The following is a 22,805-nucleotide window of genomic DNA, read 5'->3' as shown; positions in this document are numbered from 1 at the left end:
TGGCGTCAGCGTTGGTGATTGAGAGGAAGGGGCGAAACAGGTTGGAGTTCAGGTTGTTTGGCTGTGCGACCGTCGGCGGAAGATATGCCGCGCAGGCGACGTCCGATCCATGGCGCGAAATGCTCTACGGCCCAGCGTGTTTCGGTCAACGGTGTACGTCGTGGAGTCGGCCCGTCGATCGGGGCGAACCAGTCGGGATCTTCGGGCAGCCCGAGTAGACGCGCGGCGCCGCGGGCCAGCCGCTCATGCCCGAGCGCATTGAGGTGCAGCCGGTCCGGTGACCACGCTCGCAGGTCTTCGAACACTGAGCCGTCGGGTGCAGTCAAGACGAGGACGCCGCGGTTACCAGCGATCTGGTCGATTCCGGCATTGAGTGCGGCCACGCGGCCGGCGAGCAGTTGCCCCGGTATAGACAGGCACGCCAGGTTCGGCGCTTTGACCAGGATGGTCGTCGCCGCAACAAGGGCGAGTTCCGCCAGCAGCTGGTCGAGGGCGTCGACGACCGCGTTGACGTCGCCGGAGGGCCGCAGGACGTCGTTGACTCCGGCTGTCGCTGTCACCAGATCGGGTTTCAGTGCACCGGCGGGGCCGACCTGCTCGGCAAGCACGTCCGGGGCGCGCTTACCGCGGACGGCGAGATTCGCGTATTGCACGGAGTCGTAGTTGTCGGCCAGTGTGGCGGCTAGTCGGTCCGTCCAGCCGCGGGGACGACCGCCCGGCCAGGGTAGATCGCCGACCCCCTCGGACTGACTGTCCCCCAGTGCTACGTACGTGAATGTCATTGCGTCGCTTCGATCGTGGCTCGTAGGCGAGCGGCCAACACGTCCGCCACGCGGCGGCACCACGCGGCGTTGTCGCGTTCGAAGCTAATTCCCCGCAGGCCGGTGAGGTAGGGGCCGACCCGGGGGCTGTCGACCAGAAAGGCGGCTTCGGTCTGGTCGCCCAGAATGATGGCAAGGAGCCGCTCAAAGTGTTCAGCTTTCGCCTCGGCATGAGACGCGCGCTCGGTGAGGTCCGCTATCAGTGCCGCCAGGTCACCGGCCTCGGCGGCGTGCACTTTGACGAGAAGATCATCGCGGATATAGGTGGGCTTGGATGCGATCTCGATGAAGTCGCGCAATGCTTCTCGACCCGATTCGGTGATGGTGAACACGCGTTTGTTGGGGCGCCGGTCCTGCACGACTTCGTGGCCCGCGATGAACCCACCGTCCTCCAACCGAACCAGTTCCGCGTACAGCTGTTGAGGTGAGGCATACCAGTAGTTGGTAACTGACATGTCGAAAATCTTCGTCAGCTGGTAGCCGGAGGCGTCGTTGTCGAGCAACGCGGCCAGGACTGCGTGTCGAAGTGCCATCGATGTGCACCGTTCCTTGATCGAGATGCCAACCCGTGGAGGTAGCGATTCAGAGGTGGCATGGGCGTCGCTGTTGCCGCGTACCGGCCATACTCGCCGCTGAACCTGCGGCCGTGGACAAATAGTCAATTATTTGATTACTCATCAACCCTAGTGGCCTCAGCCGCTTTGTCAAGACTTTGAATAGTCAATCGTTTGACTATTCAAAGTCTTTCATCGCGAGGCCTACTCGCAACTGCCCTAACGTCGGCGGCTTACCCTTTCGCGCTAGGCTCTGGTCGACGTCGACGCTCCCGACGACACAGCGGCCTGCGCGATGGCATTAGGAATGGTGTTGCCGCGGAAGCCGATTCGGTCGACGAGCGGCCTGACAAGACCGGGAATGCGGGCTGTCAGGGCATTCTGGCGGGTCGCGGTGATCAAGTCGGCGCGACGTTCGACGCCGGAGACGACCGCGTCGACCACCGCCGCTAGCGGGATCATCTTCCACAGCCCACCCTTGTTGCCGCCCCAGAGGGTGTTGCCGGCAGGGTCGGCGTGGACTTCGTCCATCATCGGGGTCTTGAAGAACGTCGGGTGCACGCTGCCAACGCCGACTCCGTAGTGGCGCACTTCGAGGCGGGTGGAATCGCATAGTGCCCAGACTCCGGCCTTGCTGGCGGTGTAGTGGCCGCTGAGTGGAGCGTGCACGAAGGCAGCCATCGACGAGGTGGCCAGCAGATAACCACGGTGCTGTTTGACGTGCGGCAGCGCGGCACGGAACGTGCGCCACACCCCGGTGAGATTGATGTCAATAATGCGTTCCCACGCTGCGGGGTCGATGCTCTCCAGCGGGGCGACAGCGGACACACCAGCGTTGGCTATCACCACATCGACGCGTCCGAAGTGTTCAGCAGCCGCATCGATTGCCTGTTGAACGCTCTCGAGGCTGCGGACATCGACCTGCCATCCCTGTGCGACCGATTCCGGGCCAAGGCTGCGAGCTTGCGTGACGACGGCGTCAGCGTCGAGGTCGAGCAGGGCGAGGTTCGCACCGCGAGCGCGCAGTGCTTTGGCGAGGGCGGACCCGAGGCCGCCGGTCGAACCGGTGACGACGATCGTGCGCCCCCCGAGGCTGTATTTGGGCATGTGCGGGCTCCTGTGGTGACAACGCGAAGGTGGATGGTGCGGTAGATGAAGCGACGAAGTCCGGCTAGGTGGCCTTCGTTCCTTTGTTGGTGGCGGGTGTGGGTCAGTGGGCGGGAACGTGGCGGCTGAGGAAGTCGAGCTGGTCGGTGACGTTGTGTTCGAAGGCCTCGCCGACGTAGATGTCGAAGTGGCCGGCGGTGTAGAACTTGATCTCGGCGCGGGGGGCCTGAGCGGCGTACTTCTGGGTCGGTCCGGGCGGCGCGACGGTGTCGTTATCGCAGATGGCGAAGAAGATCGGGCACGTCACGTTGCGTGCTTGGCGTCCCGGGAAGTGCCGCACGATGTCGAGGCCGAAACGGGCGGCGACATCCTTGGGAACGTGCTGTCCTTCGGGGATTAGTGCGGTGACGCCGGAGACGCTGTCGACCGAACTCATCAGCGCAGCAGATCCGGGCGGACCGTAGGACGGCACCATGACCGGAGGCCGTCCTAATTGAGCCCCGATAGCGTCGCGCAGAGCCAGGGAGGTGAGCTTGATCGAGCTCACCAGCGGGACGGCGAACCCGGAAGCGATGCCGTCGGTGAACGGGCATTGCGCGACAGCCGCGGCGATGCGCTTGTCGTTGGCCGCGGTGATGATCACGTGGCCGCCGCCGAACGAGGTGCCCCAGACCACGACCCTGTCGGGGTCGACACCGTCCAGGGTTCGCGCGTAGGAGACCGCCGAACGCCAGTCCTGCAGTTGCTTGTCAATGTCGAGCAGTTGGCGGGGTTCTCCCGAGCTGGCGCCGAAGTGGCGGTAATCGAACACCAGGCAGGCGTAGCCGGCGGCAGTGAATCGCTCGGCGAAAGCGTCCAAGCGCATTTCTTTTACGCCGGCAAGGCCATGGGCCATCACGATCACCGGCCGCGGCGTGTCCTTTGAGTGCTGATCGGGTGTGTAGAGCCACGCAGCGCAGGTGCCGTGGCCGGAGGGGAAGGTGACGTCTGATCGGTTCATGAGACCCACTATATGGAAGGTATTCAATCATTGGAAGTACTTCCATTAATGGAATTTCTTACAATGTTGGCGAACCTAGGCGGCCGCTCCCGCCGCAGTCGTTCCAGTTCCAGCGGTCGCGCGGCCGAGCCCTGGCTACGCCCACGGCCGAAGTTGCGGACACACCACTCCGCGAGATTTGCGATCCGGCCGGAAGTCCATCTCGCGGCACACCGTTTGGCAGCGACAGTCCGCGAGCGCACGAGTTCGTACTCAGGACCCTGGGCGAATTGGCGCACGGCGCAGCCGAGTTGACCGAGGCCGTGCGCCTTTGCTTGCGCAACCAATCCCACGCCGCCCGCGTGGCCAACCGCCCAGTTCTAGCCACCGAGTGCAAATATGAACTCTGGAACGACCAGATGCCGATCCCGCAGCGTCCAGCTATATGGAACTAATGCAAATGTTGTAAAGACATAAAACTATGGCACCGATTACAGTGGTGGAATGAACGGCTCCGCAGCATCACGTGCATCCGGTTCACTGACCCGAACCCAGCAACGAGCTGCCGCGAATCGTCGTGCCGTGGTCGACGCCGCGCGCGAGATCATTGCAACGCAAGGCTCCGAAGCGCTCACGCTTGAAGCCGTCGCCGAGAAAGCAGACGTCGTAGTACAGACCATCTACAACCGCGTTGGCGGACGCTCAGCCGTCTTGACCGCGGTCGCCGAACAGGCGCTCGAGGAGAGCCGCATCTACATGGACGCCGCCTACAGCGCACAAGGGACCGTCGAGGAGCGCGTCTTGCGTGTCGCGGAGGCTTACGCACGATTTGCTCGCGAACGTCCGCACGAGTTCAGGATTTTGGTCGAGCCGCCCAACGAACCCGATGCCGTCGAACGCATTGCCGAACTCACCCACAGCCAAAACGCGCGCCTCACCAACGTGATCCGCGAAGGCATTCAAGTCGGCATCATCCGCTCAGACCTTGATCCCGATGACATCAGCGCCACCCTGTGGGCGACGTTCAACGGCCTGCTGTCGCTCGCGTGGCGCCCCGGAAGCCTCGGCGCAGGCCCTGCGGTCATCGACAGGCTGCTCGGCGTCTATCTCGCCACCGTCGGCGACGGTCTGCGGACCCCCTGACCATGCATTACGCAGCGCGTTTTGGAGCCTCCCAGGGCACCTCAATAACGTGGCGGTTCCGCTACGGGGCGTGCGAGGCGCCGGAAAATGCGATTCTCGTTGCATTGCTCGACGGCGAGACGTCTGGCTAGAACTGGCCAAACTCTTCGACGCTTCGACAGCCAACGTCTGGGCCGCCACGCCTCAACGGATGTACCGCGAACTGAACAAGCTGCCGACCGACGGGTGATCGAGGTTCGCGTGGTCAAGCAACAGCGCCGACCGACAAAGAAAATGTTCCGCCTCACCGATGCCGGCGCCGCGGCACTTGCGTCATTCACAGTGACAAACGCAAACGCATAGCCGTTAGAGGCGAACTCAAGCTGAAGGCCGAGGCCATCGATCTTGGCGATGTACCGGCGACGTGTGCGGCACTCGCGACGACGCGAGAGTGGGCGTAGACCAAGCTCAGCCAGTACACGTGTACGTCGACGGCTTCGAGCGGACCAGCTCGCTGGCCCGGGACTGGTTTGTGGAGCACCTCGGCGCGTGAACCGCGAGGGCCGACCGGGTAGGGCTGCGTCACCCTCCATCGCCCGGATCAGGCGTTGTGCCAGCTCGTCGGGGCCGCGTCGAGGTCGATCTCGAGCGTTTCGAGAAAGCGCGCCGTCATCAGATAGTGCCCGGTGAGCAGGGCGACAGTGGCGGCACCTTGCTCACCGAGGACGGCCACGGCACCGTCGAACGACGCGGTACCCGCCTTCGGCTGCGCAACCATGTCGTCGACGAACCGCAGAACCGCCCGCTCGGGCTCCGCCAGCGTGCTGAAGTCCCCGGACTCAATCGTTTCGAGCTCGTGGCGGCCCACACCGACCGACGTAGCGACATCGGCGTGCTGCATCCACTCGTAGGAACTGCCGCAAAGTACGCCGACGCGGAGAATGACCATCTCACGGATCCGGGGTGACAGAGGCGTATTCGACAGCGCCGCTCCTAGGGAGAGATAACCCTCCGCGATGTCCGGCGTCGTACGCAGCAGGCCGTGTCGCCGTAATAGCCCGCGTCGATGAGCGTCACGCCGGAATCGCTGGTGACCAGCGCCCAGTTGACGTTCGTGCCAGCCACCGCGTAGACCGAGTCGGATACCTGGTCGATCTTCAATCTTTCCCTCCGATGAGATGCTCGATGACCCCCACGCCGTCGATCGCGAGGCGCAGTGTCTGGCCTGGGGTGAGCCAGCGCCCCAGTTCCATTCCCGATCCACCCGGCAGTGTTCCCGTCGCGAACAGCTCACCGGGGAAGAGTTGCTCGCCCTGCGAGCAATGCGCGATCGCCTCGCCCACCGAGTACTGCATTCCCTCTGTCCCGGTCTCCGAGACCACCTCACCGTCGATCGTGACGCTCGCCGTCAGTCGGTCGAGATCGGCGGCGAGGTCCGGTCCCGTGACAGCGGTCGACGACATGGAGCTAACGAAGTGCTTGGACCGCTGCGGCCCGAAACCCGACTGCATTTCAGCGAGCTGCACATCCCGGGCGGAGAAATCGTTGATGACGACGAGGGCCCCGACGGCCGCCGCGGCCTCCTCCGGCGAGGCGTCACGCAGGGGACGTGCCAGCACCACACCGAGCTCCAACTCGAAGTCGAGCGCTGTCGTGTACGCCGGGGCGCGGACCGGCACACCGGACGAAATCACCGTGAGGGCGTTGGACATGTAGTAGATCGGCTGGCGGTACCACAACGCGTTCGGACGAAACTGCGGGAAACTCTCACCGTTCGCCCGCTCGAAGGCAACGGCCTCCGCGTAGACCTGAGGCATGAATCGTCGCGCCATCCCACGGGAGGCGTCAATCACGTGCTTCTCGAACAGCATGAAGTCGCGAAAAGACGCGGGGCACACCGGAAGCACCGCGGCACCGTCGGGCATGCCCGCGTAGCGCTCCAGCTCGACGTCGGGCCGGAACGGTGACTGCCAGCCGAACTGCTCCGTCTCCCGCCAGCCCTCACCAGTATCGGCCTGCGCATCGATGCTGCGGCCGGCGCGGTTGAGAAAACGCCGCAGCATGGTCCGACTCACGACCGCAAGGCCCCGTCGGCGACAACCAGGTGGCGGCGGAAGAAGTCGTGGGACAGCTTCATCCAGTCATCGCCGTGCCCCATGGCGCAGTGATCGTCACCGTCGTAGAGCACGAGTTCGCCGTGCGGCGCGCCGATCGCGATATCGATCGAGTCCTGGGTGCTGACGAGGGTGTCCTCGGCGCCGTTGATCACCAACAGCGGAATGAGAATGCGCGCGTAATAGTCGGCGATCGGCATCGCCCGAAGTTTCTTCAAGGTATCCGCCATGCCCGTCGCACCTGCGGCGTTGCTAAGCGTCGACACCATGATCTCGGGCAAACCGAACGATGCGAGGGGCCCGAAACTCCGATTCGTGGGCGCCCCGTTCGCGACGGCGGCCTTCAGTCGCGGGTCGACCGCCGCCATGCGGGTCGCCCAGTAGGCGCCGAAGCTGAGGCCCATCATCCCGATGCGCTCGCCGTCCACCCGAGGATCGCCAGCCAGGACGTCGATGACCCTCGTGTACACGCGTTCGGCGGCGGGCGACAGCGGCTCGCGGTACGCGTAGGTGCCCGGCATCTCCATGACGAACATGGCCATGCCCTCGGACCGGTACTTCAGCAGCGGCAGGAGCGCCTCGGCCAGCGTGCCCTCGACGCCGTTGGTCACCAGCACGACCGGCGGCTTCTCCACGCCGTTCGGAATCACGAAGTAGCCGCGCACCCGGTCCCCGTCACCGAAGGGGATATCCACCAACTCGATGGTCACCCCCATCGCGGACGCCAGTGCGGTCAGCAGGATCTCACCGAGGACGTGCGAGCGCTCGTAGGCGCGGAGCCGGCGCGGGCTCCAGCCCGGCCAGGCCGCGACAAACTCGTAGGTCATCGCCTTGATCAGGCTGTCCAGTGCGATGGCCGCGTTCGAGTGGGCGGGATTCTCGGTGCAAAAGCGTTGGGCGGCAAGGGGATCGGCCGCGGCATCACGGTCGGCGAGGATTGTGACGGCAGGGGCGAGCAGTTCGCCCAGCGCGCGGACATCGACCGTTGCTTCGCCGAGCAGTTCATTCGTGCGGGGCCCTCCGAGTTCGGCGAGCGCAGCGTCCGCCGTCGCGAGGTGCCGGTCGGCCAACGCCTCCCAGTAGCCGGCCCAGGTGGCGTCCTCGAACGATCGGCACCCATCCAACTGCTTGCGGAATTCGACTTTCGAGATGCCGCCGAGGTGCGTGAACCGGTCGGCGAAGAGCCGCGGGAGGAAGGGCACCGGCCCAAGTCGGCGGGTCGCCCTCTCGGTCGTGTGCGTGAGCGCGCAGGCGGTCACCACCGCCCGCTGGGCCAGGTTGGACAGGGACATCAGGGATCCTCCAGGACGTTGCCGCCGCAGAAATATCTGCTTTTAGCCGATATTAGGATCGGCGGAGCACAAAAGCAACAACTTCTGCGTTAGCATGCGGTTGTGATTGAACCCGATGCACTCCGCCGGCCGGGCGGCCGTTCCGCTCGCGTGCGCGACGCCGTCCATCAGGCCGTGCTGGAGACGGTGATCGAGCTCGGCGTGGCCAAGGTTGGCATTCCGGAGATCAGCCGCCGCGCGGGTGTCCGTGACAGTTCGATCTACCGACGCTGGGGAACCCGTGAGAACCTTCTCGTCGACGCCCTGCTCGCCGCCAGCGAGCACTCGCTCCGCGTGCCGGACACGGGATCCCTCCACGGCGATCTCACGGCCTTCGCAAGCGATCTCATCGACTACCTGGACACACCCCTGGGCGACGGGCTCGCCCGGACCCTAGCCTCCATTCCGGACTCCGAGGACACGCGCTCCGCGCGAGACGAATTCTGGGCCAGTCGGTTACAGACGCTTCTTCCGATGCTCACGCGGGCGATCGAGCGCGGTGAACTGCCGTCAGACGCCGACGGCCGTATCCTCATCGAACTCGTCATCGCACCGATCCACTTCAGGCATCTGCTCACCCGAGAGCGCACCGACCACGCACTCGCAGGCTGGCTCGCTACCACCGCCGTCCAGGCAGTGCGAGCCACTCAGCCGGAGATCGTCGTGCGCACACCCCACTGCGGAAGCTCACCGAGTAGCACAACGACCTCACGGGCAAGCGGGTGCTGATCACCGGCTGGACGCCCTTGTGACCCTGGGATCTGGCCCTGTGCGCCGCGGTTGAGGATACTTGGATCCGGTGTCAGCATCTTCCCTTTTAGCTGATCGTCTTTAGGGGCCTCGGAAGGTTGAGCACCAATTGGACGTCTCGGTCGACCTCAAGGCTGAGGATGCGCGAGGCGCCGAGCCCGTCGAGCAGATCGGTTATCGGGCCGCTGTTTCGCGTGATGGTGACGTCGCGGGGGAAGCTGCGCTGAGCGAACGATAACGTATTGGACTGCACCACGGTGGCACTCCATTGGCCGTCGACCAGCCCGACCGTGGTGTTGGTTCCCATCCGGGTCTGTGACGCGACGTCGGTGAACGCTGGAAGCGGCGCATGCAGCGTCACGTCCGGTTGGCCGGTGGGTCCTGCGATTTCGGCCCGGACGGCATCGTCGATGTCGACGCTGATGTCGGTGCGCCACTTGGGTAGCTGATAACCGTTAACGCCGCGAACGCGGGCGATCTCGGTGGTGACGGGCAGGGCCAGTACGTGGGCGTAGAACTTCCTGCTGCGTAGGGCGTTGAGCAGTTCGAGTTCGGGGAGCAGGCTAGACACCAAACCCCGCTCACCAGGCTTGCGGATGACGACCGCCACCGATACCTCGTCATAGGGGTCGTTGTCGCAGACCGTGTAAGAGAAGAACGTCAGGGCTGCGACGCCGTAACCGGGCGCCGCGCGCAATGGCTCTAGCGGAGCGGGCAGCATCGCGGCGAGCCGGTCGAACGGCGCGAGCAGGTTGGCCTGAATGATCTTTGCGCGGTAATAGAAGTTCGGCGACCAGATTCGTCCGACCCGTGAGTCGACCTCCACCTTCGGGATCCTGCGGAACCAGTCGACGTTGCCCACGGCGGGGTCTTTAGCCACCTCGTCGAGGTCAGGGTTGGAGCGGTAGCGGTCGTAGTAGCCGCCTTTGGGCACCTCGACGGTGTGGCCGGCGAATTCGACCTCGGTGAGTTCAGTAGCCATGGATGTAGACCTCGTTTCGTTGCAATTGGTGCGTTCGCGAAGGGGCGCCGGGCGCCCGTGATGTCGCCAGGTTGCCATCGGTGGTGCACTTGTGGACAGGTGAGCGATGGCCAGAAAGTTGTGAGAAGCGGCCAAAGGAGTGTGTTCAAGGGACGGTCCGGGAACGATCGTGGCTAGGTCGCCGCGCGGATTCCGCGAACCCGTGGCTCGCGGCGCAGCCTTTCTGGCCGGCAACAACAGCGAGTACGAGGAGGCAACCATGACCGAGATCAAGCCGGTGCTGGAACCCGAGGCAGCCCAGTTGTGTGAAGACACCGATGCCCCGCCCTACCTGTACCAACTGCCTCCCGAAGAGGGCCGTAAGAAAGTCGACGAGCTGCAGTCTGGTGAGGTGCAGTTGCCTGAGGTCGACGAGGAGTGGATCACCGTCGAGGGCGGACCCACAGGGTCGGTGCCGGTGCGCATCGTGAAACCTGCGGGCGCGAGCGGTGCCCTGCCGGTGGTGTGCTATATCCACGGTGCGGGCTGGGTATTCGGCAACGCCCACACCCACGACCGCCTGGTTCGCGAGCTGGCGGTCGGCGCTGAGGCTGCGGTGGTGTTCCCCGAGTACGACTTGTCCCCAGAAGCGAAGTACCCGATTGCGATTGAGCAGAACTATGTTGCCGCGCAATGGGTGTTCGCACACGGTTCGGAGAAGGGCCTGGATGCCTCGCGGTTCGCCGTGGCCGGCGATTCGGTAGGAGGCGACATGGCCGCGGTGCTGACTCTCATGGCCAAGGACCGCGGCGATGTCACGATCGCCCATCAAGTGCTGCTCTACCCGGTCACCGCCGCCGACTTTGATACACCGTCGTATCACCAGTTCGCGGAGCACTACTACCTCTCCCGCGAAGCCATGAAGTGGTTCTGGGATCAATACACCGACGACGACGCGCAGCGCGAGGAGATCTACGCCTCGCCCCTGCGTGCGTCCGTCGAGCAGCTTGAAGGTCTGCCGCCGGCATTGGTCATCACCGCCGAAGCCGACGTCCTGCGCGACGGCGGCGAAGCCTATGCCGCCAAGCTGCGCGAGGCAGGTGTCCCGGTCACCCAGGTGCGCTTCGGGGGTGCCATCCACGACTTCATGATGTTCAACGCGCTACGCTCAACTCAGGCCGCATCCAGTGCAATCACGCTGGTGCAGAACACATTACGCGAGGCGTTGAAGTGAGCGTCCGGTTTCAGCGTGAGGTGGTGACACCATGACCGCGCTCACCGGACTCCCGGCAACCGGAATTGATCGCGTGCTGCCCACCCGCACTGAATTCTTCGACGTCGTCGGCGGTACCGAGGGCGCCGCAGTGCGCCACCCTGGCCCGCCTGGCCCCACGACGCGTCACCCTCGCTGCCGCCGCGCGAGCACTCAAATGAACCGAGCTGTCGGTCAGCCAGACAAACACTGTGAACCGCGAACGGAAGGATCCGATGAACCGCAACGCACTCAAAGACGCCGGCGCCAAGGCGATGAACCTGGCGCATAAAGTGGTTCTTACGGTCAGCGGAAACAGGTTGCTGGCCAATCCTTTTGGGATGCCGACAGTGGAGCTGCACACGATCGGGCGCAAATCCGGGATACCCCGGTCCTGCTATCTGACCACACCCGTGCACGATGCGGATCGTGTGGTGCTCGTGGCGTCCAAGGGCGGTGACGATCGCCATCCCGACTGGTACCGCAACCTACAAGCCCACCCCGACGCCGAGCTCATCATTCACGGAACCCGACGCACGATTCACGCCCGCACCGCCACCGCGGACGAGAAGGCCGAACTGTGGCCGAAGATTGTTGCGGCATATCAGGGTTACGCGCAGTATCAACAACGGACCAGCCGTGACATCCCCGTGGTGATCTGCGAGCTCCGGAACTGACGTCGTGACGAAGACGCAGACCGAAAGAAACGGCGCATGACCGGCCGGATCGTGGTGTTCGGAGCCACCGGCTACACCGGCGGACTGGTGCTCGACGCGCTCCTGCGGCGCGGGATCCGACCAGTGCTGGCCGGGCGCGGAGCCGACCGTCTGACCGCACTGGCACAACGCTGCGGCGGCCTGGACTACCGGGTGGCCGACGTCAACGACCCCGCCAGCATCGGCGCCCTGATCGACGCAGGCGATGTCCTGGTCACCACCGTCGGCCCCTTCTCCCAGTTCGGCCACCCCGTCGCCCACGCCGCCGCCGAGGCCGGCGCCCACTACATCGACTCCACCGGCGAGGTCGGCTTCGTGCGTGACCTACACCAACGCCTCGACACCCGCGCCCGTGCCACGGGAACCACAATCGTGCCCGCCTTCGGCTACGACTACGTGCCCGGAATCCTGGCCGGATCCCTGGCCGCACGCGCCGCCGGCCCACTCATGCGCTCCCTCGACATCGGCTACTTCGCGATCGGGTCGTTGCGCAACGGGCTGAGCCACGGCACCCGCACCACCATGGCCGAAGGGCTCGTCCTACCGGCGCCCGCATGGCGATCCGGGCGACTCGTAGACGACACCACCGCGCGGACAGTCCAGAACTTCACCGTGCGCGGACAACAGAGGTCTGCGTTCCTCGTATCGGGCACCGAGGTGCTCTTCCTGCCCGCACAACTACCGGGCGTAGAATCGGTCACCGTCTACAACGGCTGGTTTCCCCAGTTCAGCCGCGCCATTCAGGCCCTCTCGCGGATCGCCAATACCACGGTCAAGCTGCCAGGTGGCCGCACGCTGGTCGACGCGATCGCCGCCCGCACCGTCGGCGGCCAGGGAGGCCCCGATGCCGCCGAACGCGCCCGCACCCTCAGCCACGTCGTCGCGGTAGCCGGCAACGAATCCGGCGAGATCCTGGCCGACGTGCACCTCGAAGGACCCAGCCCCTACACACTGACCGCAGAGCTGATGGCGTGGGCGGCGCAGCGCCTCGCCACCGGCGCTGCTGCCGCCGCCGGTGTCGTCGGGCCCGTCGAGGCGTTCGGACTCGACCAGCTCATCACCGGCTGCGCGGAGGTCGGTCTGGTACAGGTCTAGCGACTACTCACGGGCGATGTGCTTAGCCTTCCAGGACAGAAACGACGTCCTTGGCCGTCGCCTTCGCCGAACCGGGATTCTGACCGGTCACCAGCCGTCCGTCGACGACGGTGTAGGAGCGGAACGGAATGAGGCCCTTTTCATACAGTCCGCCGCGCTTCTTGGCTTCTTCCTCGGCGTTGTAGGGCACCAGCTTGTCGACTTGGGCCAGGATTTCTTCGGTCCATGCGAAACCGGTCATCTTCCGTCCTTCGATGAGCAGCGATCCGTCGGAAAGCCGGGTGTTGAGCAGACCGCAGTACCCGTGGCACACCGAGGACACGACGCCGCCGCGTTCGAAGATCTCCCGCGTGAGACGCTGCAGGCCTACGCTGTCGGGGAAATCGAACATCACCGCGTGACCGCCGGTGAAGTAGATGGCGTCGAAGTTCGCCGAGTCGATGTCGTCAGGTGAGGCAGTGTTGGCCAGCAGTGCCATCTTGTCGGCGTCCTCTCGCCACGCCTTGGCGGTTTTATCGTAGTTGGGGAACTTCAACGACCGCGGCTCCAGTGGCGACAGGCCGCCGCTGGGGCTGACAATCGTCTGCTCGTAGCCCGCCTCGGCGAAAACGTGGTAGGCGTGCGTCAACTCCGAGAGCCACAGCCCGGTCGGCTCCGCGGGATCCTTGTAATGCGCGACATTGCTCACGACGTTCAAGATGCGCTTGGTCATGCCCCCAGGATTGCGCCGAGCGGTCAGCAACGCTATCGGTTGGCCACTTCTCACAACTTGTTGGCCATCGCGCACCTGTCACCAAGTGTGCGCAGTGCCTACAGTCGACAACGACAAAGGCGTGACCGTCGTCCGTAGAGAGCAGATCGTGAGGTAATACACCGTGAGGTCGAGTTGAGTACCCACGACGTGCTGCGCTCGCCGGCGGGCGTGGCGCTCCTCGTCGACCTAGCCGCCGACCATGGCATGTCGCAGGATGACGCACTGCGGGGCACCCCGTTAACCCGTACCAGACTCGACGACCTCGACGCCGAGGTTCGGCTGCGCGACGAACTGCAGATCATCACCAACATGCTCGACGCACTGCCCGATGCCGCCGGACTGGGAATCGAAGCCGGGCTGCGCTGCCATGCCGCCTCACCGGGGATCTGGGGGCTGGCGCTGATGAGCTCTCAGACTCTCGGTGATGCGATGTCGGTCGGTATGTCGTTGGCCTCGCTGAGCTTTTGCCTATGTCGGCTCAGCGTGTCCGCCGAAACCGACGAGAGTGACGTTCGGCTGGTCCTGGACCCGTCGTTGTTACCGGCCCCGTTGCGGCGTTTCGCCGTCGAACGCGACAGCACCGGAATCCAGACCCTGCACCGTGATCTGCTGATGTCGCCCGACGTGCAACTGAGGGTGGAATACACGACGCCGCGGCCTCCTGAGACCGTGGTGGCCAGATACGTTGACGTGTTCGGCATCGAGCCCGAATTCGACGCCGAACAGAACTGCCTGATCGTCCGTATGGAGTCGTTGACCAAGCCCCTCCCCCAAGCCAATCAGTACGGCCGGTCAATCGCGGAAAAGCAGGCCGTCGAACTTCTGCGCCAGAGATCCGCACGGGCGGGCGTCGCGGGTCTGCTGCGCGACATGATGCTGGCCAACCCGTCATCGGCGCTGTCCCTAGAGGAGGCCGCACGGCAGCTGACCGTCAGTCCTAGGACGCTGCGGCGCCACCTCGCCCTCGAAGGCGCCTCACTGCGCGAACTGCAGGAAGAGGTCCGCGAGGCCCTCGCCGAGGAACTACTGGTAACCGATGGAGCCTCGGTCGCCGACATCGCCGAACGGCTCGGCTATGCACAGGTGTCCAGCTTCACCCACGCCTTCCGGCGATGGAAGGGCATCGGCCCCCGCGAGTACCGCGAACGACCGCGCAGCACATGAGCACGTCCGTACTGCAGGCAAAACGCCCAGCCGCCAGCCTGGTCGTCATGCTGGACTGGGCCGCGGAGTCTGGTGTGACCTCCCAACAATGCCTGGCCGGCACCCGGACAACACCCGCGGCAATACGGCAGCCCTCCGCCGAGATCACCGGCCACCAGGAACTCAAGGCGATCGCCAACATCGTCGCCGCCCTCGGGGACCAGCCCGGTCTGGGCCTGCAGGCCGGCGCCCGGTATCCCGTCACCGCTTTCGGGGTGTGGGGGTTCGCCATCCTCACCAGCCCCACCCTCGGTGAGGCGATCGATGTGGCCGTCCGATTCGCCCAGCTCAGCTACGCATTCTGCACCTTCGAGACACGCCGGCACGGAGACGACCTCTCCATTGTCATCGACGCCCGAGCGATCCCGGCAGCGATACGCCGATTCGTCCTCGAGCGTGACGCAGCGGCCATCCCCAACCTCTACCGAGAAGTCCTCGGTACCGCGCCGCCACCACCGAGCTACGTCTCGTTCGCCCTTCCCGACCCCGGCCCGGCCGTCGCGCTCTACGAGCAAATGTTCGGCGCCACACCGGAATTCGGCGAAACCGAGAGCACGGTCACGGTGTGCGCCGACCAGTTGAAACTGCCGCTGCCCCAAGCCAGCAGACACACCGCCAAGCTCGCCGAGCAGCAATGCCGCATGCTGCTCGAACAGCGCGAAGCCAGAACCGGCCGCGCCGGACTGGTCCGCGACCTTCTGCTGGCCAACCCTGCGCAGCCGCCGAGTCTCACCCAAGTGGCCGCGAGGCTATCGTGCAGCACCCGCACATTGCGCCGACAGTTGGAAGCCGAGGGCACCTCCTTTCGCCGTCTGCTTGACGAGGTGCGCCACCATCTCGGCACGGAGATGCTGCAGAGCGGCATGACCGTCGAGCAAGTGTCGCAGCGACTCGGATACACCGACGTCAGCAACTTTTCCCACGCCTTTCGCCGATGGAAAGGCGATACCCCGCGGGCCTACCTCGCTCGCGCCAAATCCTCGCTCTACACGAACCGAAAACCCATCACAACGCGCTAAGGGAGTACAGCTGCGACCAACTCCACCCACCCTCGCCACCGAACGATCCTTGCCCCTGGGACTCCCCAGGGCACAAATCTGACGACCTACGCCAGCATCGCCATCCAGCATGCTGCAAGTGGCCAAGCGCCTGCCCGGTGTGAAATGAACGCCGCCGATTCAAGGAACGAGATATGCAGACAGTCCTGGGAGCCAACGGCCAGATCGCCGAGGAATTAACCCGCTACCTGCACGACAACGTCACCGATCACATCCGCTTAGTCAGTCGCAAACCCGTCAAACTGCGCGACACAGATCAGCTGTTTCCTGCCAACCTCACCGACGCTGATGCCACCGCCGATGCCGTGGCCGGCAGCGACGTCGCCTACCTGACCGTCGGGCTTCCCATCGACTCGACGCTGTGGGAGCAGCAGTTCCCGGTGATGATGGCCAATACCATTGCCGCGTGCCAGAAGCACGGCACCAAGTTGGTCTTCTTCGACAACACCTACATGTACCCGCGGACCTCCGCGCCGCAGACCGAAGATACGCCGTTCCAGCCAGTCGGCCGCAAGGCGGCGGTACGAGCCCAGATCGCGAACATGCTGCTCACAGAGATGCGCGCCAGCACTATCGAAGCTGTCATCTGCCGAGCACCGGAGTTCTACGGTCCGGGTAAGACCAAAAGCCTCAGCAACTCCGCTGTCTTCGACCGCATCAAGCAGGGCAAGCGACCGATGGTCCCGGTCAACGCCCATACGAAAAGAACCCTGATCTGGACACCTGACGCCAGCCGCGGCATGGGTTTGATCGCCAACACCCCCGATGCCTACGGCCAAACCTGGCACCTACCAACTGATCCCGAACGACTCACCTACGCACAAATGACCGACATCGCCTCCCAAGTCGCCAGGCGCCACATTCATTATGTGACGGTCCCGGAGACCGCGTTCACCGTCGGCGGATGGTTCAACTCCGCAGTCAAAGAAGCCTCCGAATTGTTGCCCCGCTACCGCGGCGACAACATCTTCGACTCCTCGAAATTCGCCACCCGATTCCCCGATTTCACACTCACGACCTACCAAGAGGGGATCGCCATGATCCTCGACGCTTAACGAGTCCCGAGCGGTTGCCGAGGGAGCCGGAGTTGTGCTGTCGCAGTCGGGATAGCCGGAGCCAACGAGGTCTCAGCGAGCCTGGAGACGCGATGTCCGAGGCATGGCCGGCGCAGAGAGCGCCGTGCCGCTACGGGCGTCAATGCGCTGCGCCGACAGCTGGGCTCTCGGACGGCAACGTCTGGCCGATCGACGTGCCCACTGCCCGAGCCGCTGATGCCGCGGCCAGCCGCGCCGGCACGGCCGCCCGCCCCTTGCGGCGGCGGCCGGGTGAGACACCGAGCAGGCGTGACGGCGGCTAATGGCTAACGCTGAGAGCATGCTCGCGCGGTTCTAGTCAGCCGGTAGTCGGCAGTCGGTAGTCGGCGGCCAGGTCGGAGACAATATCCGCGAGGCCCTTCGGATAGTTGCGCAACCGCTTCGGGTCCGGCTGCGTCCCGATGGACTGTGCCTCGAAGAGAGACACCGCCGCCTCCGTCATGCGCAGAGCGTTTCCGAACGCGTCGAGCGTGACTGCCAACAGGCCCGAGTCGTCTAGCTCGTGATTGTCAAACACATACCCTGCCGGCCATCGCCGCCCCCTCCGGCGGCAGACTCCCTGCCGCCACGCTAATTCGTCACTGTGGCGAATCAACCTGTGCTGATTGGCAATTCGACAAGCGCGATCGAACTCTACGATAATTCCGTCACCGACACGTGCCGCATCTCGATGGAACTGTCGCGTGCACTGACCCAACCGGGGCTGTTGTTGCCGCCGCGATGGATGTCGTAGAGCACCGCCTGGATCTTCACCTGGGCCGAGTTGCGATAGTCCCAATCGGTGGCTTCGAACCGCAGGTCGTTATCGATCCATACTCGGTACACACCGTCGGCCATCCCGGCGGTGTTCAGCTTCACCTCCATCCGGACGGTGTGCCAGACGCCCCGGGTGAAGCCCGCGCCGAGGTTGGTCTGCCAGCCATATCCGTCGAAACCCTGCTCGGGTTGCCGGACATAGGCATACGTCACCAGCATGTTGTCCCGATCCGGCGGGATCGGGCCGAGGGCATCCTGATAGGGCCGCGACCCGTTGTCACCGCGGCCGTGCCACATCAGCCGAGTGGAGAATCCGACATCGCGGTTGCGGGTGCCCGAGGTCGGCGCGTAGATCGGCACGCCGGGTGCCACCCCGACCAGCCCGGGAATCTTTCCGCCCCAACGCCAGTCGAAGTTGTCGTCAAAACGGATGTCGTATTGCAGCACGGCGTGCTCGACATCGCGGGTCAGTTTCGGTGTGACGAAGAAGTTCCCCAATTGCCCCGCGGGCAGGGTGTGCTGAAGCAGGTTGCCGCCCGCCGGGTCGGCGGCCAACGTCGCGTGGGCGTAGTTGCTCTGGGCGTCACCGGCGCGTGGGTCGAACAGCCGGTTACCGGTGGCCGTCGTGAGCGGGCCCAGTTCGCCGGTGTCAAAGCGGTCCTGCCATACGACGGCGCCCACCGGCTGAGCCGGAACGGGCGCACTGCCGGGATCGGCTGCCGCTCGCACACCGCCGGAACTAGGTGCGTCGACCACCTGGGCGGCCAACACCGTCAACACCACGAAGGTCGCGAACAAGCCGGTCCGGCTCGCGCCACGTCCGCTGTCCGCCACCTGTCACCTCACACGCTCGACTCCCGGCAATCCTGTCATCGGTTTTGCCCTGCTGCATCTTGCGGCGAGGTCTGCAGGCCCACCCGTCGCCGTCGCACATAGGCTGTCCCGGTGACCCTAGGTGCAGGAGCACCACTACGCGTTGGTGGCGGTGCAGGGCTTGACCCCGGATACCACCACCGAGTACCAGGTGCACATCGACGGTGACCTGGTCTGGCCGGAGCCCGGTTCGGAGTTCCCGCCCAGCGTCATTCGTACCCGTGGAACGGAAGCCTCTGATCACGTGCGGGTGCTGTTCGGTTCCTGCCGTTATCCCAAAACCGGTGACGCCAAGCTCGACAAGAAACTCGGTCAGGACGCGCTGGACTGCTATGCGGAACGGATGAACAGCCAACCGCACGACCAGTGGCCCGACGTATTGATCCTGCTCGGCGATCAGGTGTACGCCGACGAACTGACACCCGAAGCGCGCCGGCGGCTGACCGGTCGTCGGGCCAACAAGAAGCGGCCACCCGACGAGGTGGTCAGCTTCGACGAGTACGTCGGCCTGTACAGGCACACCTGGGGCGACCCGGAGATCCGGTGGGTCATGTCGACCGTGCCCACCGCGATGATCTTCGACGACCACGACATCCGCGACGACTGGAACACCTCGGCTGCCTGGCGCGAGTCGGTGAACAAGAAGCCGTGGTGGCGTGACCGGATCCGCGCCGGACTGTCCTCGTACTGGGTGTACCAGCACATCGGTAACCTCAGTCCGCAGCAACTGGAAAAGGACGAGGACTACCAGAAGGTGTTGTGCGCCGACGGCGACAGCTGGCCGTTGCTGGTCGACCTCGCCGAACGTGCCGACCGCGAAGTCGACGGCGAGAAGGGGCTGCGGTTCAGCTTCCGCTGGGACCTCGGACGCAGCCGGCTGTTGATGATCGATTCACGCAACTCCCGAATCCTCGATGACGGCAGCCGAAAGATGCTGGGCGACCGCGAGTTCGGATGGGTCGACCACCATGTCCACGAAGACCTGGGCGATCTGGATCATCTGATCTTCGCATCATCATTGCCGTGGCTGCTGCCGCCGGCGATCGGCGACATGCAGACCGTGAACGAGATTGCCGCCAACCGTTCCGGGCTTCGCGGCGTGGTGGCTGAGACGATCAGGCAGACCGCCGATTTCGAGCATTGGCCGGCGTTCCTGAAATCCTTCCTGCGGCTCAGCGAGCTCATCATCGAGGCGGCCGGTGACTCTGGACAGGGTCCGGCGACGATCAGCGTGCTCTCCGGCGACGTGCATCACAGCTACGCGGCCAGGGCACAGTTCCCCGGACAATCCGGTGCCAGGGTTCACCAGCTGGTCTGCTCCCCCGTGCACAACTACGTCCCGTTCTTCGTCAAACCGGTGTTCAAGCTGAGCTGGTCGCCACGGGTCGCCCGGATCGCCCGCGCCTGGGCCCGCCGTCACGGCGCCCCCGACCTGCCGATGTCGTGGCGCAACCTGAGCGGCCCGCTGTTCGGCAACACGATCGCCACCCTGGAGATCGCGGCCCGTACTGCGCTGGTGGTGTTCGAACAACCCGACGACGACTGCACGTTGTCCGTGGTTGCGAAGATCCCGCTGACCGACTGATTCAGCGCGCCCCGCGGTGTGTAACACGCTGCCAAGGGGCTGCGATGTTCACCTCGGCGGCGGGTCTCGACGGAAATCGCAACCCGCCGCGGGGGTCTGTGACAGTCTGGTCGAGAGAGTTTCTGGGGGTTGGTGTGATCATTGGTTTGCGCACAGCGTGCCGATTGGTCGCGGGGGCAACACTGGCTTTGGCAGCGTTGCCCGTGATCGTTCCTACGGCGGGTTCGCAAGCCTGCCCCGATATCGGGGTGGTGTTCGCCAGAGGTACCGCCGAGCCGCCCGGCGTCGGAGGCGTCGGCCAGCGATTCGTGGATTCACTTCGGGCGCGGGCGTTTCCGCGCACAGTTGGGGTTCACGGTGTCATCTATCCGGCCAGTAGTAATTTCACCGGCGGCACCGTGTTCAAGCTGAACGTCGTCGAAGGCGTCCGCGATGAGGCGAGCCACGTCGCGGGTGTGGTGACCGCCTGCCCGAACACACAGATGGTGCTCGGTGGGTACTCGCAGGGGGCGGTGGTGACCTCGCTGGCCACCTCCGGAGTGGTACCCGAAGGTGTCCCGCCCGGTGTGACTCCCCCACCCATCGCCGACGACGCCGTGGACAATGTCGCGGCCGTCGTGCTGTTCGGCAAGCCGGCCGGCTGGTCGGCGGTCAAATATGGCGCACAGTCGGTTTCGGTGGATTCCGCCTACGGCGGCCGGGTACTCGAACTGTGTGCCCCCGGTGACACCGTTTGCACGGGGGCACCCGCGTCCGGATCGAGCGCACCGCACCAGCAGTACGGCGTGAACGGCATGGTGGAACAGGCCGCGGCCTTCACGGTCAGCCGGCTCGCCCAGCCACCGTCTCCCATGTGACCGCCGGTCTCAACGTCCTGTGGACTGGGCACCGCTGATAGTTCCTGGCTCCTGACAGTTAGACAACCGGTCCTATCAACGCGGAACGCTGTGTGTACAGAATCGGTTGGGACACTGTAGGCCGATCCCGAGGAGCAATCATGACCGCACCGCAGTGCACTCCCCTGACCCCACTCGGGCTGAGGATCCCGCTGATCGCCGCGCCGATGGCCGGTGGCGCCACCACCCCGGCCATGGTGATCGCCGCGGCACGCGCGGGTGGGCTGGGTTTTCTGGCTGCGGGATACAAGACGCCGCAGGCCCTACAGGCCGAGATCGACACCGTGCGTGCCTCGTCGATCCCGTTCGGCGTCAACCTGTTCGTCCCGAACCCGGTGCCGATCGGCGAGGAATCCTATCGGCGCTATGCGCAGGCGATCCAGGCCGATGCGGAGCGTTTCGGACTCACCCTGCCGCCCGACCGGACCGATGACGACGACGCCTTCGGCGCCAAGGTTGATCTACTACTCGCCGACCCGGTGCCGGTGGTCAGTTTCACCTTCGGGTTGCCGGGCGGGGATGTCCTCGCTGCTCTGCGGCGTGCGGGCACCGTTGTCATCCAGACGGTGACGACCCTGCCGGAGGCGCACGCAGCCGTGGCAGCCGGCGCGGACATGCTGGTGGTACAGGCCGCTGCGGCCGGTGGCCACTCCGGGACCTTCACCCCGGACCAGATGGCCGGCCCGGTTCCCCTCGAGGATCTGGTCGCTCTGGTCAGCGGTGTCGTCGGCGCGCCTGTCATCGCCGCCGGCGGGCTGGCGACACCCGAGGCGGTGTCGGGTGTGCTGGCGGCCGGGGCAGTGGCTGCCGCCGTGGGCACGGTGCTGCTGCGCGCTGACGAGAGCGCGGCCTCGGCCATTCACAAGGCCGCACTGATCGACCCCGCGCGGACCGAGACGGTGCTGACTCGGGTGTTCACCGGCCGACCCGCCCGCGGTCTGCGTAACGGTTTCATCGACCGCTTCGAGGCGCAGGCCCCGTTGGGGTACCCGGCCATCCATCACCTGACCAGTCCGCTGCGCAAGGCTGCCGCGGCCGCCGGCGACGCCGACCTCGTCCACCTGTGGGCCGGGACCGGGTACCGTCACGTCCGTGACGAATCGACCACGAAGATTCTCGCGGATCTGGCCGCTCGCGGGTGACCGCCGATATGCCTGACGACACCGATCCCGTTGGGCAGATTCGGGCCATCATGCGTAAAGACCTTGTGACAGCGATGAAATCCCGATCCGCCGAATCGGTCGCAGCGCTGCGGACCGCACTCGCCGCGATCGACAATGCCGAGGCGGTCGACCCCGTGCACACCACCGGTGACGACGACGCCCCGATCGCCGGCGCGACGGCCGGTATCGGTTCCGGCGACGTCGCGCGTCGCGTGCTGACAGGCGCCGATGTACAGGCGATCCTCACCGGCCTCATCGACGAGTACGGCTCCGAGGCCGTTCGTTACGATGCGTTGAACCGGATCGACGCCGCGGCCCAACTGCGACGCCAGGCGGCCGCACTGGGCCGATACCTCTGAGAATGATCGTCAGCCGCCGGGTGTGGCGAACACGAACAGCGCCATGAACGCGATGTTGATGAAGTAGGTCGCCTCCACCAAGCTGACGGTCACGAAAAACGGTGTGTAGAGCCGGCTGAGGGCCTCGGGTTGACGGGCAGCACCGGCAATCAGTTGCGCACCGGCGACCCCGTCGCCGATACCGGCACCGATTGCTCCCCCGGCGAGCACCACGGCACCGGCCAAGAGTGCATCTCCCATGAGTTCCGGTGTGGCCATATCC

25 protein-coding genes are annotated in these 22,805 nt (G+C 65.2%); 12 read left to right on the top strand and 13 right to left on the bottom strand.

The window, feature by feature from the left end:
• Positions 1-5: 5 nt before the first annotated feature.
• The 4 genes from ACLBYA_RS27155 to ACLBYA_RS27140 form a co-directional block, all read right to left on the bottom strand.
• Positions 6-782 carry an SGNH/GDSL hydrolase family protein gene (locus ACLBYA_RS27155; protein WP_447712571.1) on the bottom strand — a complete coding sequence of 259 codons (777 nt, stop codon included), beginning with the start codon at positions 780-782 and terminating at the stop codon, positions 6-8.
• Entirely contained in the window at positions 779-1,354 is a 576-nt protein-coding gene (locus tag ACLBYA_RS27150) for a PadR family transcriptional regulator (RefSeq protein WP_447712570.1), read from the bottom strand. The genes ACLBYA_RS27155 and ACLBYA_RS27150 overlap by 4 nt, the downstream gene beginning before the upstream one ends.
• 267 nt (positions 1,355-1,621) lie before the next feature.
• A complete protein-coding gene (locus ACLBYA_RS27145) occupies positions 1,622-2,482 on the bottom strand; it encodes an SDR family NAD(P)-dependent oxidoreductase (protein ID WP_447712569.1) in 861 nt (286 codons plus the stop codon).
• 103 nt (positions 2,483-2,585) lie between these two features.
• Positions 2,586-3,482, bottom strand: coding sequence for an alpha/beta hydrolase (locus ACLBYA_RS27140; RefSeq protein ID WP_447712643.1), 897 nt, complete (start codon positions 3,480-3,482; stop codon positions 2,586-2,588).
• Positions 3,483-4,001: 519 nt separating this feature from the next.
• Between ACLBYA_RS27140 and ACLBYA_RS27135 the strand changes: the two genes are divergently transcribed.
• Positions 4,002-4,604, top strand: a complete 603-nt coding sequence (locus ACLBYA_RS27135) for a TetR/AcrR family transcriptional regulator (protein WP_447712642.1) — start codon at positions 4,002-4,004, stop codon at positions 4,602-4,604.
• A gap of 580 nt (positions 4,605-5,184) precedes the next feature.
• Here the strand turns inward: ACLBYA_RS27135 and ACLBYA_RS27130 are convergent.
• From ACLBYA_RS27130 to ACLBYA_RS27115, 4 genes are read right to left on the bottom strand one after another with little or no spacing between them, the layout of a single operon-like run.
• A complete protein-coding gene (locus tag ACLBYA_RS27130; RefSeq protein WP_447712641.1) occupies positions 5,185-5,553 on the bottom strand; it encodes a carboxymuconolactone decarboxylase family protein in 369 nt (122 codons plus the stop codon).
• Between the two features lie 23 nt (positions 5,554-5,576).
• Positions 5,577-5,744, bottom strand: a complete 168-nt coding sequence (locus tag ACLBYA_RS27125) for a hypothetical protein (protein WP_447712648.1) — start codon at positions 5,742-5,744, stop codon at positions 5,577-5,579.
• The gene (locus tag ACLBYA_RS27120) at positions 5,741-6,646 is read right to left on the bottom strand and encodes a fumarylacetoacetate hydrolase family protein (protein ID WP_447712568.1); all 906 of its coding nucleotides are present in this window, start codon (positions 6,644-6,646) and stop codon (positions 5,741-5,743) included. Before ACLBYA_RS27120 ends, ACLBYA_RS27125 begins: the two co-directional genes overlap by 4 nt.
• 8 nt (positions 6,647-6,654) lie before the next feature.
• A complete protein-coding gene (locus ACLBYA_RS27115) occupies positions 6,655-7,989 on the bottom strand; it encodes an alpha/beta hydrolase family protein (protein ID WP_447712567.1) in 1,335 nt (444 codons plus the stop codon).
• 102 nt (positions 7,990-8,091) lie between these two features.
• Between ACLBYA_RS27115 and ACLBYA_RS27110 the strand changes: the two genes are divergently transcribed.
• Positions 8,092-8,757, top strand: a complete 666-nt coding sequence (locus ACLBYA_RS27110) for a TetR/AcrR family transcriptional regulator C-terminal ligand-binding domain-containing protein (protein WP_447712566.1) — start codon at positions 8,092-8,094, stop codon at positions 8,755-8,757.
• An 88-nt stretch (positions 8,758-8,845) separates the two neighbouring features.
• Here ACLBYA_RS27110 and ACLBYA_RS27105 read toward each other — a convergent pair whose 3' ends face one another.
• Positions 8,846-9,760: an acetoacetate decarboxylase gene (locus tag ACLBYA_RS27105; RefSeq protein ID WP_447712565.1), complete on the bottom strand. Its 915-nt coding sequence runs from the start codon at positions 9,758-9,760 to the stop codon at positions 8,846-8,848.
• A 259-nt stretch (positions 9,761-10,019) separates the two neighbouring features.
• Between ACLBYA_RS27105 and ACLBYA_RS27100 the strand changes: the two genes are divergently transcribed.
• The 3 genes from ACLBYA_RS27100 (at position 10,020) to ACLBYA_RS27090 (ending at position 12,802) form a co-directional block, all read left to right on the top strand.
• The gene (locus ACLBYA_RS27100; protein ID WP_447712564.1) at positions 10,020-10,973 is read left to right on the top strand and encodes an alpha/beta hydrolase; all 954 of its coding nucleotides are present in this window, start codon (positions 10,020-10,022) and stop codon (positions 10,971-10,973) included.
• 254 nt (positions 10,974-11,227) lie between these two features.
• Entirely contained in the window at positions 11,228-11,668 is a 441-nt protein-coding gene (locus ACLBYA_RS27095; RefSeq protein WP_447712563.1) for a nitroreductase family deazaflavin-dependent oxidoreductase, read from the top strand.
• 36 nt (positions 11,669-11,704) lie between these two features.
• Positions 11,705-12,802: a saccharopine dehydrogenase family protein gene (locus tag ACLBYA_RS27090; protein ID WP_447712562.1), complete on the top strand. Its 1,098-nt coding sequence runs from the start codon at positions 11,705-11,707 to the stop codon at positions 12,800-12,802.
• 22 nt (positions 12,803-12,824) lie between these two features.
• Here ACLBYA_RS27090 and ACLBYA_RS27085 read toward each other — a convergent pair whose 3' ends face one another.
• Positions 12,825-13,514, bottom strand: coding sequence for a type 1 glutamine amidotransferase domain-containing protein (locus ACLBYA_RS27085; RefSeq protein WP_447712561.1), 690 nt, complete (start codon positions 13,512-13,514; stop codon positions 12,825-12,827).
• 174 nt (positions 13,515-13,688) lie between these two features.
• On the opposite strand from ACLBYA_RS27085, the gene ACLBYA_RS27080 reads away from it, so the two are divergent.
• The 3 genes from ACLBYA_RS27080 to ACLBYA_RS27070 all read left to right on the top strand — a co-directional run bounded on the left by ACLBYA_RS27080 (position 13,689) and on the right by ACLBYA_RS27070 (position 16,872).
• The gene (locus ACLBYA_RS27080) at positions 13,689-14,720 is read left to right on the top strand and encodes an AraC family transcriptional regulator ligand-binding domain-containing protein (RefSeq protein ID WP_447712560.1); all 1,032 of its coding nucleotides are present in this window, start codon (positions 13,689-13,691) and stop codon (positions 14,718-14,720) included.
• A complete protein-coding gene (locus ACLBYA_RS27075) occupies positions 14,717-15,778 on the top strand; it encodes an AraC family transcriptional regulator (protein ID WP_447712559.1) in 1,062 nt (353 codons plus the stop codon). Before ACLBYA_RS27080 ends, ACLBYA_RS27075 begins: the two co-directional genes overlap by 4 nt.
• Positions 15,779-15,951: 173 nt before the next feature.
• Entirely contained in the window at positions 15,952-16,872 is a 921-nt protein-coding gene (locus ACLBYA_RS27070; RefSeq protein WP_447712558.1) for an NAD-dependent epimerase/dehydratase family protein, read from the top strand.
• A gap of 337 nt (positions 16,873-17,209) precedes the next feature.
• Here the strand turns inward: ACLBYA_RS27070 and ACLBYA_RS27065 are convergent, their stop codons facing one another.
• Complete coding sequence (locus ACLBYA_RS27065; RefSeq protein ID WP_447712557.1) at positions 17,210-17,428, bottom strand: hypothetical protein; 219 nt, start codon at positions 17,426-17,428, stop codon at positions 17,210-17,212.
• A gap of 116 nt (positions 17,429-17,544) precedes the next feature.
• Entirely contained in the window at positions 17,545-18,501 is a 957-nt protein-coding gene (locus tag ACLBYA_RS27060) for a polysaccharide lyase (RefSeq protein WP_447712556.1), read from the bottom strand.
• A gap of 121 nt (positions 18,502-18,622) precedes the next feature.
• Between ACLBYA_RS27060 and ACLBYA_RS27055 the strand changes: the two genes are divergently transcribed.
• From ACLBYA_RS27055 to ACLBYA_RS27040, 4 genes are all read left to right on the top strand, one after another.
• Positions 18,623-20,125, top strand: coding sequence for an alkaline phosphatase D family protein (locus ACLBYA_RS27055; protein ID WP_447712555.1), 1,503 nt, complete (start codon positions 18,623-18,625; stop codon positions 20,123-20,125).
• A 203-nt stretch (positions 20,126-20,328) separates the two neighbouring features.
• Complete coding sequence (locus ACLBYA_RS27050; RefSeq protein ID WP_447712554.1) at positions 20,329-20,982, top strand: cutinase family protein; 654 nt, start codon at positions 20,329-20,331, stop codon at positions 20,980-20,982.
• Positions 20,983-21,122: 140 nt separating this feature from the next.
• Positions 21,123-22,163 carry a nitronate monooxygenase gene (locus tag ACLBYA_RS27045; protein WP_447712553.1) on the top strand — a complete coding sequence of 347 codons (1,041 nt, stop codon included), beginning with the start codon at positions 21,123-21,125 and terminating at the stop codon, positions 22,161-22,163.
• A gap of 74 nt (positions 22,164-22,237) precedes the next feature.
• Positions 22,238-22,543 carry a hypothetical protein gene (locus ACLBYA_RS27040; RefSeq protein WP_447712552.1) on the top strand — a complete coding sequence of 102 codons (306 nt, stop codon included), beginning with the start codon at positions 22,238-22,240 and terminating at the stop codon, positions 22,541-22,543.
• A 9-nt stretch (positions 22,544-22,552) separates the two neighbouring features.
• On the opposite strand, the gene ACLBYA_RS27035 is transcribed toward ACLBYA_RS27040, so the two are convergent.
• Complete coding sequence (locus tag ACLBYA_RS27035; RefSeq protein WP_447712640.1) at positions 22,553-22,783, bottom strand: F0F1 ATP synthase subunit C; 231 nt, start codon at positions 22,781-22,783, stop codon at positions 22,553-22,555.
• Between the last annotated feature and the right edge of the window lie 22 nt (positions 22,784-22,805).

This window comes from Mycobacterium sp. C31M (genome assembly GCF_053345865.1).
The sequence above is the reverse complement of the archived record's forward strand: the minus strand, read 5'-3'. Positions and strand labels throughout refer to the sequence as shown.

Bases quoted from the DNA above. Each gene is read 5' to 3' on its own strand.
- ACLBYA_RS27140 (WP_447712643.1), bottom strand. From the start codon at position 3,482: ATGAACCGATCAGACGTCACCTTCCCCTCCGGCCACGGCACCTGCGCT.
- ACLBYA_RS27075 (WP_447712559.1), top strand. From the start codon at position 14,717: ATGAGCACGTCCGTACTGCAGGCAAAACGCCCAGCCGCCAGCCTGGTC.
- ACLBYA_RS27100 (WP_447712564.1), top strand. From the start codon at position 10,020: ATGACCGAGATCAAGCCGGTGCTGGAACCCGAGGCAGCCCAGTTGTGT.
- ACLBYA_RS27095 (WP_447712563.1), top strand. From the start codon at position 11,228: ATGAACCGCAACGCACTCAAAGACGCCGGCGCCAAGGCGATGAACCTG.
- ACLBYA_RS27145 (WP_447712569.1), bottom strand. From the start codon at position 2,482: ATGCCCAAATACAGCCTCGGGGGGCGCACGATCGTCGTCACCGGTTCG.
- ACLBYA_RS27105 (WP_447712565.1), bottom strand. From the start codon at position 9,760: ATGGCTACTGAACTCACCGAGGTCGAATTCGCCGGCCACACCGTCGAG.
- ACLBYA_RS27040 (WP_447712552.1), top strand. From the start codon at position 22,238: ATGAAATCCCGATCCGCCGAATCGGTCGCAGCGCTGCGGACCGCACTC.
- ACLBYA_RS27090 (WP_447712562.1), top strand. From the start codon at position 11,705: ATGACCGGCCGGATCGTGGTGTTCGGAGCCACCGGCTACACCGGCGGA.
- ACLBYA_RS27120 (WP_447712568.1), bottom strand. From the start codon at position 6,646: ATGCTGCGGCGTTTTCTCAACCGCGCCGGCCGCAGCATCGATGCGCAG.
- ACLBYA_RS27035 (WP_447712640.1), bottom strand. From the start codon at position 22,783: ATGGGAGATGCACTCTTGGCCGGTGCCGTGGTGCTCGCCGGGGGAGCA.
- ACLBYA_RS27085 (WP_447712561.1), bottom strand. From the start codon at position 13,514: ATGACCAAGCGCATCTTGAACGTCGTGAGCAATGTCGCGCATTACAAG.
- ACLBYA_RS27150 (WP_447712570.1), bottom strand. From the start codon at position 1,354: ATGGCACTTCGACACGCAGTCCTGGCCGCGTTGCTCGACAACGACGCC.
- ACLBYA_RS27155 (WP_447712571.1), bottom strand. From the start codon at position 782: ATGACATTCACGTACGTAGCACTGGGGGACAGTCAGTCCGAGGGGGTC.
- ACLBYA_RS27045 (WP_447712553.1), top strand. From the start codon at position 21,123: ATGACCGCACCGCAGTGCACTCCCCTGACCCCACTCGGGCTGAGGATC.
- ACLBYA_RS27070 (WP_447712558.1), top strand. From the start codon at position 15,952: ATGCAGACAGTCCTGGGAGCCAACGGCCAGATCGCCGAGGAATTAACC.
- ACLBYA_RS27115 (WP_447712567.1), bottom strand. From the start codon at position 7,989: ATGTCCCTGTCCAACCTGGCCCAGCGGGCGGTGGTGACCGCCTGCGCG.